This is a genomic window from Pseudomonas sp. RV120224-01b (assembly GCF_003208145.1).
GTDB classification, from domain to species: domain Bacteria; phylum Pseudomonadota; class Gammaproteobacteria; order Pseudomonadales; family Pseudomonadaceae; genus Aquipseudomonas; species Aquipseudomonas monteilii.
Genome location: NZ_QKMQ01000007.1, coordinates 41,958 through 56,528, shown reverse-complemented (window position 1 = coordinate 56,528; position 14,571 = coordinate 41,958). Strand labels below are relative to the sequence as shown.

The following is a 14,571-nucleotide window of genomic DNA, read 5'->3' as shown; positions in this document are numbered from 1 at the left end:
CCAAGGAGCCCCGCATGATCCCAGGTGAAATCCAGGTCGCTGCTGGCGACATCGAACTGAACAGTGGCCGGGAAACCGTCAGCGTCAGCGTGGCCAACCACGGTGACCGGCCGGTGCAGGTCGGCTCGCATTACCACTTCTACGAAGTCAACGACGCGTTGGTGTTCGACAGAGCGCCCACCCTGGGCTTTCGTCTGGACATTCCGGCCGGTACTGCCGTGCGTTTCGAGCCAGGCCAGGCGCGCACCGTGCAATTGGTGGCCTACGCCGGCAAGCGTGAGGTCTACGGCTTCCAGGGCAAGGTGATGGGTGCACTGGAGGGCAGGGTATGAGCCGTATTTCCCGCCAGGCCTATGCCGACATGTTCGGCCCCACGGTGGGCGACCGCGTGCGGCTGGCCGACACGGCGCTGTGGGTTGAGGTAGAGAAGGACTTCACGATCTATGGCGAAGAAGTGAAGTTCGGCGGCGGCAAGGTGATCCGCGACGGCATGGGGCAGGGCCAGATGCTGGCCGCCGAAGCCATGGACCTGGTGCTGACCAATGCGCTGATCATCGACCACTGGGGCATCGTCAAGGCTGATATCGGCATCAAGCACGGGCGTATCGCGGTGATCGGCAAGGCCGGCAACCCCGATGTGCAGCCGGGCGTGAACGTACCGGTCGGGCCAGGTACCGAAGTGATCGCGGCCGAGGGCAAGATCGTCACCGCCGGCGGTGTGGACTCGCATATCCATTTCATCTGCCCGCAGCAGGTGGACGAGGCGCTGAACAGTGGCGTCACCACCTTCATCGGCGGCGGCACCGGGCCGGCCACCGGCACCAATGCCACCACCTGCACGCCCGGCCCCTGGTACCTGGCGCGCATGCTGCAGGCGGCCGACAGCCTGCCGATCAACATCGGTTTGCTGGGCAAGGGCAATGCCTCGCGGCCTGAAGCGCTGCGTGAGCAGATCGCTGCGGGCGCTGTCGGCCTGAAACTGCATGAAGACTGGGGCTCCACGCCCGCAGCCATCGACTGTTGCCTGGGCGTGGCCGAGGAAATGGACATCCAGGTGGCGATCCATACCGACACACTCAACGAATCCGGTTGCATCGAAGACACCCTGGCGGCCATCGGCGACCGCACCATCCACACCTTCCACACCGAAGGTGCCGGCGGTGGCCATGCGCCGGACATCATCCGCGCGGCGGGGCAGGCCAACGTGTTGCCTTCCTCGACCAACCCGACCCTGCCGTACACGGTCAACACCGTCGACGAGCACCTGGACATGCTGATGGTCTGCCACCACCTGGACCCAAGCATTGCCGAGGACGTGGCCTTTGCCGAATCACGCATCCGCCGCGAAACCATCGCGGCCGAGGACATTCTCCACGACATGGGCGCCTTTGCCATGACGTCGTCCGACTCTCAGGCGATGGGCCGGGTCGGGGAAGTGGTATTGCGTACCTGGCAGGTAGCGCACCAGATGAAGCTTCGCCGCGGGCCTCTGGCGCCCGACACCGCCTACAGCGACAACTTCCGGGTCAAGCGCTACATCGCCAAGTACACCATCAACCCGGCACTCACCCATGGCATCGGCCACGAAGTGGGCTCGGTGGAGGCGGGCAAGCTGGCCGACCTGGTGCTGTGGTCGCCGGCGTTCTTCGCGGTCAAGCCGGCGCTGGTGATCAAGGGCGGAATGATCGTCACCGCACCCATGGGCGATATCAACGGCTCCATCCCCACGCCGCAGCCGGTGCACTACCGGCCCATGTTCGGCGCCCTGGGCGCGGCGCGGCATGCCACGCGCATGACCTTCCTGCCCCAGGCGGCCATGGACCGCGGCCTGGCAGAAGAGCTGAACCTGCGCAGCCTGATAGGCGTGGTCAACGGCTGCCGCCGGGTGCGCAAGCCGGACATGGTCCACAACACCTTGCAGCCGCTGATCGAGGTCGATGCGCAAACCTACCAGGTGCGTGCCGATGGCGAGCTGCTGGTCTGCGAGCCGGCCAGCGAGTTGCCGCTGGCCCAGCGTTATTTCCTGTTTTGAAGGAGCACCGATGATTGTCTTGACCCGCCGCATCACCGAGCCCGGCACGCTCACCGAAACCGGCACTGTCACCCTGGATGTGGACAGCCGTATCAAGAGCCGCCTGCGCGTGACCCTGGACGATGGCCGCGAGGCCGGCCTGATGCTCGAACGCGGCCACCTGCTACGCGGGGGAGAGTTGCTTGCCGATGCCGATGGCAGCCAGCTGATTCGCGTGCTGGCGGCACCCGAAACGGTGTCGACGGTGCGCTGTGCCGACCCGCACCTGTTGGCCCGTGCGGCCTATCACCTGGGGAACCGCCACGTGCCCCTGCAGATCGAGCCTGGCCTGCTGCGTTTCCAGCACGACCATGTGCTGGACGACATGCTGCGTGGTCTGGGCCTGACGGTGGAGGCCGAACAGGCTCCGTTCGAGCCCGAAGCGGGCGCCTACCAGAGCGCGCCGCATGGCCACAGCCATGCCCACGGCAACGATCACCCGTTCGTTCGCCTGCCTGCCCATTCCTGAACTGCCCTGGAGCAACCCATGAAAAAGACGTTCGCCCTGTTTCTACTGATGCTGGCGCTGCCGGCTTTCGCTCACCCTGGGCATGACAGCAATCCGTTGCACGATGGCCTGCTGCACCCGCTGACGGGCCTTGACCACCTGCTGATGCTGTTGGGCACTGGCGTACTCGCTGCACTGACCCGGCGTAGCCTGACGCTGCCCTTGGCAACCCTGGCGGCGATGTTTGCTGGGGCCGTATGTGGCCACTTGTTCGGTGACGTGCTGGGCATGGAAACCCTGATTGCCGTGTCGCTGCTGGTGGCCGCCGGGGCGGTGCTGCTGCCGAGCCGGCAGTTGCTGCTGGCCATGGCCATGCCGGTGTTTGCCCTGTTCCACGGCTGGGCCCATGGCGTGGAAGCCACGCCAAGCGCGTTCTGGCAGTTCAGCGCCGGCTTTGTCACGGTCAGCGGCTTGCTGTTGGCGGCGGGCTTTGCCGTCGGGTGCCTGCTGCGCCGGCACAGTGGCCTGCAGAAAGCCTTCGGTGGTGGCCTGTTGGCCGGTGCCGCGCTGGTGCTGGCCGGTTGATGGACAGCGACCTGGCGTTGCTGCGCCTGTTGCAGCTGGCCAGCCCCGGCCTGCCGGTGGGCGGCTTCACGTATTCGCAAGGCCTGGAGTGGGCGGTCGAGGCGGGCTGGGTGAAGGGCGTGGACGGCTTCGCTGCCTGGCAGCGCGAGCAGGTCGAAGACACCTTGGCGCGCCTGGACTGGCCGGTGCTGGCGCGCCTGTATCACGCGTGTCAGGCCGAGGACGCCGAGGCCTTCGGCCATTGGAGCCGCTTCTTGCTGGCCAACCGCGAAACCGCCGAGCTGCGCCTGGAAGAGCAGCAGCGTGGTGCGGCGTTGGCGCGTCTGCTCGACGGCTGGCAACTGGGCCAGGCGCCGGTGTGGCGCGCCAGCCTTGAATTGACCCAGTTGGGCGGTATGGCCTGGTTGGCTGCGCACTGGGGCATTCCACTGCGTCAGCTGGCCCTGGGCCATGGCTTTGCCTGGCTCGAAGGCGCGGTCATGGCCGGGGTCAAGCTGGTGCCGTTCGGCCAGCAGGCGGCCCAGACCTTGCTGCGCGACCTGGGCACCGAATTGCCCGCTGCACTTGACCAGGCCCTGGCGCTGGCTGATGACCAGCTCGGTGGCGGCCTGCCATTGCTGGCCATTGCCTCATCGCGTCACGAAACCCAATACACCCGTTTGTTCCGTTCCTGAGGACTGCCTTCATGCAAAGCTATCAACAACCCCTGCGCGTCGGTGTCGGCGGCCCGGTCGGCTCTGGCAAGACCGCACTGCTGGAAGCGCTGTGCAAGGCCATGCGCGATCACTACCAGATCGCTGTGGTTACCAATGACATCTACACCAAGGAAGACCAGCGCATCCTCACCGAAGCCGGCGCCCTGGAGCCGGAGCGCATCGTGGGCGTGGAAACCGGCGGTTGCCCGCACACGGCCATTCGCGAAGACGCCTCGATGAACCTGGCCGCCGTTGAGGCGCTGGCGCGCAAGTTCGGTAACCTTGAGGTCATTTTCGTGGAAAGCGGCGGTGACAACCTCAGCGCCACGTTCAGCCCGGAGCTGGCCGACCTGACGATCTATGTGATCGACGTGGCTGAGGGCGAGAAGATTCCGCGCAAGGGCGGCCCGGGTATTACCAAGTCGGACTTTCTGGTGATCAACAAGACTGATCTGGCGCCCTATGTGGGGGCTTCGCTGGAAGTGATGGAGCGCGACACCCAGCGCATGCGCCCGCAGCGGCCGTGGACGTTCAGCAACCTGAAGAAGGGCGAGGGGTTGCAGGCGGTGATCGACTTTATCGTCGAGCGCGGGATGCTAGGCGTACGCGGGCCTGCCCTAACGCCAGTCAGTTAAGCAGTTGGGGCCGCTTTGCGGCCCATCGCCGGCAAGCCAGCTCCCACAGCTACTGCGCAGATCTTCAAAATTACGCGGTCCCTGTGGGAGCTGGCTTGCCGGCGATGGGCTGCGCAGCAGCCCCAAAGTTCCGTGCGTGGTGCCTGGGTCATTTGTGGCAGCAGTGAGGTTTATCTGGCTGCCCTTCATACCGATCATGATGCCGCACCCAGTCCATGGTCCCGCCTTCGTTGCGCCCCAGTGGCGCAATGTCCAGGAAGTTGTAGGTGTTGACCAGAATGTCCAGCCCACGGGCATAGGTCGAGTAGGTGTGGTAAACGCTGCCGTCCGCTTCACGGTAGAACGCACTCAGGCCAGGCAACTCGCTTTCACTGCCGTCATACGGCTCATAGTTGTACTGCCGTTCTCCCTCGGTGCCCACACTGACGCCAAAGTCCTCGTTGAAACCACTGCCCTGTGACGAGTACCACGGGAACTGCCAGCCCATGCGGCGGCGAAACGCCTGAAATTCGGCATAGGGGGCTCGCGACACCGCCACCAGCGACACGTCGTGGTGCGCCAGGTGCAGGTTGGCGCCGTCAAAGTGGTCGGCCAGGAACGAACAGCCGGGGCAGCCTTCGCTCCAGCCTTCGGCGAACATGAAGTGATAAAGCAGTAGCTGGCTGCGGCCTGCGAACAGGTCAGCCAGGCTCAGTTCGCCGTCCGGTCCCTGGAAGCGATAGCTTTGCTCGACCTTGACCCAGGGTAGGGCGCGGCGCGCTGCGGACAGCGCGTCGCGGTGGTGGGTAAAGGCCTTTTCGTGGAGCCACAGTTGCCGGCGTGCTGCCAGCCACTGGCTACGGGAAACCACCGGGTGCCTGCTTTCGCTTGTGCTCATGGTGCTGTCTCCACACTGGGGATTCACACACTAGTCGAGCACGCGTTTGCCGATTCGACAGGCACCGGTAGCCGGGCGATGAGTGGTTATCCGCTCAGCCCGAATGGGCAATGTGGCCCTCGGTCAGTTCATCTGCGGCGTCATCCTCTCCGGGCAGCGCGGTGATCACGCTGAAGTCGCTGACTTCCACCTTACCGCCGCCATACCCCAGCAAATGGAAGGAAAACGCTTTGCGTTCGGTCGGGTTGTCGAAGCTGAACTCCATCTCCAGCGGTTCGTCGGCGGTGACCTTCACCTCGGCAGGCAGGCCCAGTGGCACATCCTGCTCCAGTTGCTTGGCCTTGAGCTGGATGTAGGCGACACGTTTGGGGTCCAGCGAGCGCACCTTCACCCTCACGCGGGTGTGCGAGCCTTCCGGCATTTCAAGGTACTGGGCGCCGATCAGGTTATCGGCCCAGTCATCGTGAATGCGCTTGCGCAGCTTGATCGGCGAAGGGCCGCCGAACTGGTAACGCAGGTTAAGCGGGGTTTGCAGCAGGGACTGGTCGAGCACCCCGGCCAAAGCGCCGATCTGCTGGCCGAGCAGGCTGTCGCCCGGGCCCAGATAGCGGGCCTGGTCGGCAATGAAGCCCTCGCTGGCGTAACGCCGGCAGCGCTGCTGGAAGTCACATTCGGTGAAGACGCCCTGGCCGTTGTGATAGCGCAGCATGCCATTGGTGTAGGAAATCATTTCGCGGCCGGTATCGTAGTCGCGGTACAGCGAGCGACCACCAAGCGCTATTGGAATGGGCAGTGCAAAGTAGTCGAGCACGGAGGTGGCCAGGTCGATATGGCCGTACGTGCCGCGCTTGATGTGGGGCAGTTGCGCCTGCTCCGGCGCCAGGGTGAGGTTGAAGCCCCAGGACGAGGCCAGGCGCACACCGTCGATGCCGTGAGACTCGTCGGAGGTCACCACCACCAACGTGTCCTTGAGCACGCCCTGGCGTTCCAGGTTATCGAGAAACGCCCCCAGCGCATCGTCCAGGTAAGCCACGGCAGCCTGTTTGGGCGTGTCATAGCGTTCCAGGTACTCGGCGGGTGCCGAATATGGCTGGTGCGTGCCCACGGTAAGCAGGGTCAGCATCCAGGGTTTGTCCTGCTTTTGCAGCTGGCCGACGTAGTCCAGGGCACCTTCGAAGAAGGCCCGGTCATCCTTGCCCCAAGGGAAGTCCAGGTAGTTCTTGTTGCGGAACCACTCCAGGCCGTGCACCGAATCGAAGCCGATGTGCGGCATGATGCGGTCCTTGGCCATGAAGCGCAGGCCGGCACCTTGCAGGTAATGGGTGGTAAAGCCGGCCTGGCGCAGTTGCGCCGGCAGGCAGGCCTGGTTGCGTTCGTTCTGGGTTAGCAGCTCGACGCCCTTGGGGGTGCCATTGGCCAGTTTGTCGTAGTCACCACACAGCATCGCGTACAGGCCGCGGATGGTCTGGTGGGTGTGCAGCACGTAGTCCGGGGTGTTCATGCCGCGCTCGGCCCACTGGCTGACCTTGGGCATCAGGTCTTCGTCGAAGCGGCTGTGCAGGGCCTGGCGATTGGGCCGCAGGTAGGCCCCGGGGATACCTTCCACCGTGATGACCAGCAGGTTGCGAGCACTGCCTGGCCCGGCCAGCAGGCGCTGGCCATGCAGGTCGGATTGCGTCAGGCCGCTGCTGGCCAGCGGCGTGAACGTTTGCGTGCGGCCCATCCAGCCCTCGACCTTGCGCTCCAGGGTGCCGACCCCGGCAGACATCAGTTGGTGGGTGAGGTTGTATTGCCGCCATTGGTCGGCGTCGCTGGGTACCAGCTGCTGGCTGCCCCAGTGGGTAGCGAACAACAGCGCGGGAATGGCCCAGGCCTTGCGCGGCAGCGGCTGGCTGCGTCGGGTGCGGCTACGCCACGCGGTGGCCAGCCAGGCCAGCAGGCCTGCGCCCATAAGCCAGGGCAGCCAGGCATGGGCCAGGCCGCCGCCGGTAGAGTTCTCCATGAATTGCGGGTCGACGAGGTACGTCAGGTCGGCGCTGGTGGGCAACCGACCCACCGCGCTCACGAGTTCGGCCGAGGCCACCCACAGGGCAGCCCAGGCCAGCAGCACGGGCAGGGCCAGCCACCATGGCCGACGGTGCAGCAGCAAGACCAGCAGGCTGCCGAGGGCGAGGTCGGACAGGTAACCGAGCGGGTTGGACCAACCCAGCATGGCGCGCGTACCCAGTGGGATCACCAGCACCAGGGCTGCCAAGGCGGCAAGCCGGGTACGTGGGTGGTCGGACAGGTTCTTCACAAAAACTTCCCTTTTGCCATTAAATCGTCATGCATCTGTGCTGGATGATAACAGGCCGGGAAGGGGAAAGCGGCTGGCTACAAGGCTGGTAACCAAAAGCCAGGCCCGCTTGCACGGGCCAGGCTGAGGGCAAGTATCAGAAGTAGTAGGGGAATTTCAGGCTGAAGGAGAAGTCTGGCGCGTCATCGGTCAGACCAATGGACAGGTTGGGGACGATGGTCAGGTTGTTGGTGGCGGCGAAGGTCATGCCGATGTTGAAGTTGGCGGCGTTGTAGTCACTGTTGGAGATCGATTGCCAGTCACCACCATCCGGTTTGATCTTGCTCTTGCGGGCGAACTGGTCGGACACCGAGAACGACATACTCATTTTTTCGTTCAGGGCGAAGGCAATGCCACCGCCAATCTGCCAGGAGTCGCCGAGCTTCACGTCACCCGGCACCTTGCTGTTGACCTGCGGGCTTATGTCGCTGAACGAGTCTTGCATGTTGTAGGTGTAGGACAGGCTGCCGAACAGCACGGCCGGGTCGAAGGTCTTGACCAGCGAAATGCCCGGCGTGATCGACCACACACCGTTACCGGTCGGCAGGCTTTCCGGTACTGACAGGTTACTGTTGCCGTCGACCTCGCGGAGCTTGATGCCATAGGGGTCTTTGCCGGTCGGTGCCTTGATACGCAGGGTGGCCACAGCGTCAGGCCAGGTCTCGTCCTCGTCGAGGAACTTGTACGCGACACCAACGTTGATGTCGCCGATCTCCGGGTCACGGGTCACGCTGGCGTCGGAGGTACTGGCCCCGGCGCCACCCGCGCCGCCGGAAGAGTAGGTAGACTCGCGGTACACCACGGGCACGTTGATGTCGAATTGCCAACGCTGCGCCAGGTTGTAGCGCGCGGTCATGTCCAGGGTCCAGTTGTCGGCCTTGATGCGGTCCAGGTTGATACTGCCGAGGAAAATCGAGTCCAGTGCCAGGAAGCCGTTGAGCGTGAGCGCACGGGTATCGTAATGGGTGTAGGTCAGGCCGGTTTCGAAGCTGAACTTGCCGCCACCGAAAAAGCCGCTGGCTTCGTCATACAGGTTGGACACACTTTGCGCCGGCTCCGAGTCGGCGGTGAGCGCCTGGCCGTAGGAGCTGCCGGTGGTGCCCGGTGCGCCGGATGCGACAGTCTGTGCACCCTTGACCCCTTCGGCGGGGGATTTGACCAGGCGTTTGGGTTGCGCTGCCGCCGGGGCTTCCTCGACCTGTCGCACGCGCTGCTCCAGCACCATCAGCGCTTGCTGCTGGGCTTCGTAACGGCGTTTAAGCTCGATCAGTTCCTGCTTGAGGGCCTCGACCTGTGGGTCGGCAGCTGCGTAGAGCATTGTGGCCGGGGCCAGGGTAGTCAAACATACAAAAGCTTTGAGCGTTAAAGATCGGTGCATGGATTTGCCGTCCCTTCCGACTACTTTTGATGAGACTGAGCGTAGATCAGTATCCGAAGGTGCGAAGACCTTTGAGCTGGTCGAGGCTACCGTTCAGCGAGGCGGCCGTTGGCACGCTTTCACGCATGACCACATTCAGGGAAGTGACGTTGTTGACCAGGTTGCCGTTGCCGAGCAGCGTCGAATTCTGCATCAGGCCGCCCTGGGCTAGGCGCTGCACGCTGCTGCCCTGGTTATTGCTGGCATTGATGTTGAGCTGCACGCCCACGCCGGTCGAGGACACGCTGAGCGAGCCGGCGCCGTTTTCACCGACCAGGGTCTGGCCAGCGGCCAGTACCTGGCCTTGCTGCTGCACGGCGGGGGCCTGGTTGGCTTTGGTGACATTGATATCAACGTTGTTGTAGGCCGTATTATTGTCGCCGGCTGCACGCACCACCTGGGTGACACCCTCAGTGGTGGTCAGGCCGTTGCCACCTGTGACCACGCCCGTGCCCGCAGAAGAGGCACCGCTCGACGCGGCACCGGTGCCTTTTTCGTCGATCATCGAGACATAGAACTGGGGCTTGATGGTCGACTGCTGAACCTGCAGCGTGGATGTCGCCCCGATCACGTCCCCTTTGGCATTTTGCCAGGTGCTGGACATGACAATCCCGAAACTCACGATGCGCCCCGGCATCACATAGCGGCCACGCAGGTTGGCCAGCTCCTGGTCCTTGAGTTCGATGGGTTTCAACGCCTCGGCGTGGCTTGGCAGGCTGGCGGCCAGGCAGGCCATGGCCAGCCACAATGAAGTCTTCATGAAATGCTCCCTGGAGCCTCATGCTCCTTGTCATTAGAACAGTCGTTAGAAGAAGTCGCTTTTGATGAAGCCGAAGTCCAGCAGCTCGGTGTCCTTCACTGGGGTGAAGTTGTTCACCCGGCCCTTGGCAGTCAGTGGCAGGGGCGGGTCGAGCAGGACATTGTTCTTGTCGTACCCTTGGCCGATCACAGCGAAGATGATGCCGTTCCAGCCCTTCAGGAAATCATCGATCTTGTAACGCTTGTGGCCCAGCACCGGGTCACCGATGTACACCCAGCCTTTGTCGACCTTTTGCATGACCACGAAGTGCTTGTAGCCACGCACGTCCATCAGCACCACGACCGGGATGCGCACACTGTGCAGGGTGTCGGGTGCTACCCGGTAGCCGCGGGCACGCATCCCCAGGCTTTCGACGTAGCGTTTCATGTCGAGCATGGAGAAGCCTTGCGTGCGCACCAGGTTCTGGTCGGCGTGGGCCAGCATGCCTTCGATGATCTGATGTTCGTCCACATCCAGCCAGTAGGCCTGGCGCAGGATGGTCGCCAGTGCGGCGGCGCCGCAACTGAAGTCGGTTTTTTGTTGCACCAGGTCGGCGAACTTGCGTTCACGCACGCTCTGGATGGGCTTGAATACCACGGCACCGCCCGGCAGGACGGACAGCGGCATTTGTGCAGCTTCGCTCACGCTGGCCAGGCACAGCAAAAACGCCAAGGCGATAATGCGCATGATCGGATGCCTTCCGGTGGGTGTTGAAGAAAGGCCCCCCGAAGGGGGCCTCAAGCGCAGCGTTTAGAACGAGGTGTTGGAAATGGCCAGCGAGTTGCTCTGCTGGTTGCCCACACCGGCTGCCACGTTCACGCCCAGGTTGCCACTGCCACCGTTCACCGAACCGCTCAGGGTTGCAGTGTTGGTCACAGGGTTGGCCCAGCCGGTCGGGGTCAGTACCTGGAAGGACACAGTGTTGCTCAGGTCGTACGAGCTGCTTTCGCTGTAGCTCTTCACGATGTCCTTGGACGATTCCTTCGACTTGCTGCCCGATTTTTCGAACGAGGAGTTGTAGGCTTCTTCGAACGAAGAGTCATACGACTTCTGGAACGAAGAGCTGGACGACTTGTCTTTCGACTTGTCGATGGTCACGTCGAGCGATGCATTGAGCGAGGCGTCGGCCGATTCGCTGCGCGTGCGGTCATGGCGGCCATGATCGACGGTGACACTGTGCGAGGCTTCTGCCGCTGCATCCAGGGTTGCGTGAAGCTGAGCGTTGTAGCTGGAGCTGGACTCTTTGCTACGCGACCCGCTGACATCCTTCGACTTCGAACCGCTGGCATCCCAGCTGTTGGAGCCGCTGGCGTTCCAGCTCGAAGACGAGCTCTTGTCCACGCTGAGGTTGAAGTCGCCGTCGCGCGACGAGCTGCCGCTGGCCGAGGTGGTGATGGTGATCGTGTCGACGCGGTAAGTGCGGTCAGCACTGTTGTTCACGACCAGGCCTGGCCCGTCCTGTTCGGCAGAAGCCGTGGCAGTGGCATTACCCAGAGGCGCACCGGTGTTGGCGATGGCCATGGTGTTTTTCTGTTGGTTGAGGTCGCCACCGGCGATGTTGATGCCAATGTTGCCCTCAGCCCCGCTGGCCGAGCCGCTCATCACAGCAGACGACTGGGTCGAATAGTTGTCGACCCGGTTGTTGTCGCTGGATTGCACGACATCGGCAGTGGCACTGGCCATGCCGAACACGAAGCTGTTGTCCAGGCTCGACTCGGAGCCGGCGTTGGCAATGGCTGCGGCGTTATCCTGCTGGTTGCCGTTACCGGCCGCCACGTTGATACCGACGTTGCCACTGGAGCCTTCGCCCGACTGGTTCATCTCGGCTTCGTTGATGGTGCCTTCATTGCTGATACGGTTATCGGTGCTGGTTTGGGTATCCCAGGCATTGGCCGTTGCATACACAGGGATTTTGGTTGGAGGAGGCGTGTGATGACCATTGTTATGGTGGCCGTTGTGGTGGTCATTGCGCCGATCGTTTTGCCCAGCTTGTACAGCAACAGCCATGACCGCAGCAATTGCGAACACCAGAGGCTTGATTGCCATCGAGGGTTTCATGGTGATTCTCCGTACTCTATGTTGGTTAAGTGTCGTTCTTAACTGAAAGGGTCAATCCGCGACCCGGATGCTCAAGGTGTTGGCCATTCGGTTTCCCACCCCGGCACTCTGGTTCAACTGGATCACCCCGCGGCTACCGGTGAAGGCCTGGTCACTGGTGGTGACCTGGCGATGGCCTGTTGGGGTGTCAGTTGGACCGGAGTTGTTGAGCAGCGCCACGTTCTGTTGCATGAGGACGCTGTCGTCGATGCTTTGCGGTTGAGCACTGAGGGTTATGCTCAGGGCATTGGCTTGCTGGGTATTGGCGCCGGCGCTCTGGTTGACGCCCAGCGCACCACTGCCGTTGCTGAACGCGCTACCTTGAATGGTCGAGCGGGCATCCATCGTCGGGTCGGCGGGGGTGTTCAGCCGTTGCCGGATCTGCGTGCTGGCATTCGCTTCGGGCCCGACGGCGATGGCCCGCGCATTGGCCTGTTGCTGTTTGTCGCCGGCAGCCTGGTTGACGGAGAGGTTGCCCTGATAGCGGCTGCCGGAGCTGTCGATGTTGGCATTGTTGATGACGGGAACCAGGGAATCGGCGAGGCCTGGCGTACTGCACAGGGTGGCCAGAATCAGCAGCATGTGCTTCATGTCACTTGCCCCCGCCGGTCAGAATCTGCAATGGCGCGAGGCCGCGTTGCACACTTGAGTTGACCATGTTGGAGATGCCGTTACCCGCGCCCCCCGTGCCACGGCCGCCTGACAGGTTGGGCAATTGGTTCTGGTTGCCGAGGTTACCCCCCAGGTTGTTGGTCTGCTGGGTAATCATGTTGCTGATGCCGGCGCCACTGCTGATGCTGGCGAAATCGCCATCGCTCAGCTCGTTGGTTTGCTTGAGCACGTGGGCAGAAGGGTTGGCGTTGACCGTGGTCGGGCTCGGGTCAGGGATCAAGGGCGGGATCGTCGCGTTGCGCACCTGCACGTCGCGCTTGATGATGATGATGCCTTTGTCTGCGTGGGCCGTGAGGCTCAATGCCCCCAGTACACAACCCGCCAACAACAAGTGATAGAGGCGTTTGTCACTCTTCCTCACGACGGCAACTCCTTCTTTGAGCGCTGGCCTTGTTCAGCGATGCAAAGGACAGAGCAGATGGTGTGCCGCTTTTGAGAATCGTTTTCAGATCAGACAGTTAGGGCAAGAGGCTGACAAACTGCGGCGTATTCTGTCTCAGCGGTGAAACAGCCAGCCGTGGGCGTTGCTGGCCAAGCCAGCTGTGGCCTTGATTGGAAGGGTTTTTGCAGGGGTGTTTCACGGGTTTGACACTGCCCCCGAAAAGGGGGGAAGCCCCGCAATTTCGGGGGCCTTGCCCCACTGGAGTGTGTCAGTAGGTTAACACTCGGTCGGGCAGGATGGCGCATCGCTATCAAGCAGCGTAGCAACGGCTTGCAAGGCCAGCAACTGGCGCTGCGGCCAATTGCCCTCAAGTATCTGGTGCGCCTGATTATGCTGTTGCAGCCAGGCAAGGCTGTCGTCGAAAAAGCGCTGGCGGTCGTTGATGTCGGGTTGGCTGCGCTGGCCATCGGCAACCCAGTCCACCCCCTGCGGGCTCAGCAGCAGGTGCAGGTCGTAGTGCCGTTCAAGCAAGGCTTGTTCCAGCCAGGCCGGGCAGTCATCGAACAAGGCGCGGCTCCAGAGCATGTTGCTGAGCAGGTGGGTGTCGAGGATCAGCAGCGGTGGCGCCTGTTCGCGCGCCCGGTCCTCCCAGGCCAGCTGGCCGTGGGCGATGGCAGGGATATCGGCATAGCAGGTATCGCGGCACTCCTGGTCGATGAAGTGGCGCACGTACTCGGCCACCACCACACCGCCGAAATGCGCCTGGATCACACCGCTGAGCCAGCTCTTGCCGCTGGATTCGGGGCCGCACAGCACCAGGACCTTCATGGCGTGTTGCGTGCTCATGGTTGCGCCAACGCCGGGTCGCGGCGCCATTCCAGCCAGCCGCGCACGGCAATCAGGGTGAGCACGGCAAAGAAGCCCGCCGTGAAGTACAGCTGCTGGTGCAGGTATAAGCCTACATAGACGATGTCTACTGCCACCCACAGCGGCCAGCATTGCAGGCGCTTCTGGGCCATCCACAGTTGCGCCACCAGGCTGAAACCGGTCAGGGTGGCGTCGAGCCAGGGCAGGGCGGCATCGGTCCAGTTGGCCATGGCCGAGCCCAGTGCTGCGCTCAGGAGTACCCCGGCAGCCAGGCCGGCACATAACGCAGGGCCTTGCAGGCGCGATACCTGGCGGGCGTCTTCGGTGCGGCCGGGGCGTTTCCATTGCCACCAGCCGTACAGTTGCAGGATCGCGTAGGCCAGTTGCAGCAGCATGCCCGAGTACAGCTTTACCTCGTAGAACAGCCAGCCATAGATCAGCACCATGACCAGGCCGATCGGCCAGCACCAGGCGTTTTGTTTGACCGTGAGCCAGACAGCGGTGACGCCGAGGACGGCGGCGATGAGTTCAAGGCCGGACATCGGCGATCCTTGGGGAGACTATCGGGGAAGGGCGCGATTGTAGCGGGTCGGCCAGGGAAGGTGTAGGGCGCAGTAGGTGGGGATGCATAGGTTCTCTGTGGGAGCGGGCATGCCCGCGAACACCGGCGAAGCCGGTGCCATACACCGCG

General features: G+C 63.1%; 16 protein-coding genes. 6 read left to right on the top strand and 10 right to left on the bottom strand.

Annotated elements, in window-relative coordinates; genetic code table 11:
• The first annotated feature begins 14 nt into the window (after positions 1-14).
• From N436_RS13035 to ureG, 6 genes are read left to right on the top strand one after another with little or no spacing between them, the layout of a single operon-like run.
• Positions 15-332 (top strand): urease subunit beta, encoded by a 318-nt coding sequence (locus N436_RS13035; protein ID WP_014591286.1) that lies wholly within the window; start codon positions 15-17, stop codon positions 330-332.
• On the top strand, positions 329-2,032 hold the full coding sequence (ureC, locus tag N436_RS13030) for an urease subunit alpha (protein ID WP_060498966.1): 1,704 nt from the start codon (positions 329-331) through the stop codon (positions 2,030-2,032). The genes N436_RS13035 and ureC overlap by 4 nt, the downstream gene beginning before the upstream one ends.
• A gap of 10 nt (positions 2,033-2,042) precedes the next feature.
• Positions 2,043-2,540, top strand: a complete 498-nt coding sequence (ureE, locus tag N436_RS13025) for an urease accessory protein UreE (protein WP_016714153.1) — start codon at positions 2,043-2,045, stop codon at positions 2,538-2,540.
• A gap of 18 nt (positions 2,541-2,558) precedes the next feature.
• Positions 2,559-3,104 carry a HupE/UreJ family protein gene (locus N436_RS13020; RefSeq protein WP_105947716.1) on the top strand — a complete coding sequence of 182 codons (546 nt, stop codon included), beginning with the start codon at positions 2,559-2,561 and terminating at the stop codon, positions 3,102-3,104.
• Entirely contained in the window at positions 3,104-3,778 is a 675-nt protein-coding gene (locus N436_RS13015; RefSeq protein WP_105947715.1) for an urease accessory protein UreF, read from the top strand. Before N436_RS13020 ends, N436_RS13015 begins: the two co-directional genes overlap by 1 nt.
• Positions 3,779-3,789: 11 nt before the next feature.
• Positions 3,790-4,434 carry an urease accessory protein UreG gene (gene ureG, locus N436_RS13010; protein WP_105947714.1) on the top strand — a complete coding sequence of 215 codons (645 nt, stop codon included), beginning with the start codon at positions 3,790-3,792 and terminating at the stop codon, positions 4,432-4,434.
• A 148-nt stretch (positions 4,435-4,582) separates the two neighbouring features.
• Here ureG and N436_RS13005 read toward each other — a convergent pair whose 3' ends face one another.
• The 10 genes from N436_RS13005 to pnuC all read right to left on the bottom strand — a co-directional run bounded on the left by N436_RS13005 (position 4,583) and on the right by pnuC (position 14,422).
• Positions 4,583-5,311: a thioredoxin family protein gene (locus N436_RS13005; RefSeq protein ID WP_105947713.1), complete on the bottom strand. Its 729-nt coding sequence runs from the start codon at positions 5,309-5,311 to the stop codon at positions 4,583-4,585.
• A 94-nt stretch (positions 5,312-5,405) separates the two neighbouring features.
• Positions 5,406-7,607, bottom strand: a complete 2,202-nt coding sequence (locus N436_RS13000) for an LTA synthase family protein (protein WP_110741195.1) — start codon at positions 7,605-7,607, stop codon at positions 5,406-5,408.
• A 136-nt stretch (positions 7,608-7,743) separates the two neighbouring features.
• Positions 7,744-9,024, bottom strand: a complete 1,281-nt coding sequence (locus tag N436_RS12995; RefSeq protein WP_110741194.1) for a hypothetical protein — start codon at positions 9,022-9,024, stop codon at positions 7,744-7,746.
• Positions 9,025-9,070: 46 nt separating this feature from the next.
• Positions 9,071-9,823 (bottom strand): hypothetical protein, encoded by a 753-nt coding sequence (locus N436_RS12990; RefSeq protein ID WP_105947710.1) that lies wholly within the window; start codon positions 9,821-9,823, stop codon positions 9,071-9,073.
• A gap of 45 nt (positions 9,824-9,868) precedes the next feature.
• Entirely contained in the window at positions 9,869-10,549 is a 681-nt protein-coding gene (locus tag N436_RS12985; protein WP_016714146.1) for a C39 family peptidase, read from the bottom strand.
• A gap of 63 nt (positions 10,550-10,612) precedes the next feature.
• Complete coding sequence (locus tag N436_RS12980) at positions 10,613-11,920, bottom strand: heme utilization protein (protein WP_105947709.1); 1,308 nt, start codon at positions 11,918-11,920, stop codon at positions 10,613-10,615.
• A gap of 51 nt (positions 11,921-11,971) precedes the next feature.
• A complete protein-coding gene (locus N436_RS12975) occupies positions 11,972-12,550 on the bottom strand; it encodes an adhesin (protein ID WP_105947708.1) in 579 nt (192 codons plus the stop codon).
• A gap of 1 nt (position 12,551) precedes the next feature.
• Positions 12,552-12,992 (bottom strand): hypothetical protein, encoded by a 441-nt coding sequence (locus N436_RS12970; protein ID WP_016714143.1) that lies wholly within the window; start codon positions 12,990-12,992, stop codon positions 12,552-12,554.
• A gap of 297 nt (positions 12,993-13,289) precedes the next feature.
• On the bottom strand, positions 13,290-13,859 hold the full coding sequence (locus N436_RS12965) for an AAA family ATPase (protein ID WP_105947707.1): 570 nt from the start codon (positions 13,857-13,859) through the stop codon (positions 13,290-13,292).
• The gene (gene pnuC, locus N436_RS12960; RefSeq protein WP_105947706.1) at positions 13,856-14,422 is read right to left on the bottom strand and encodes a nicotinamide riboside transporter PnuC; all 567 of its coding nucleotides are present in this window, start codon (positions 14,420-14,422) and stop codon (positions 13,856-13,858) included. Before pnuC ends, N436_RS12965 begins: the two co-directional genes overlap by 4 nt.
• Positions 14,423-14,571 lie beyond the last annotated feature (149 nt).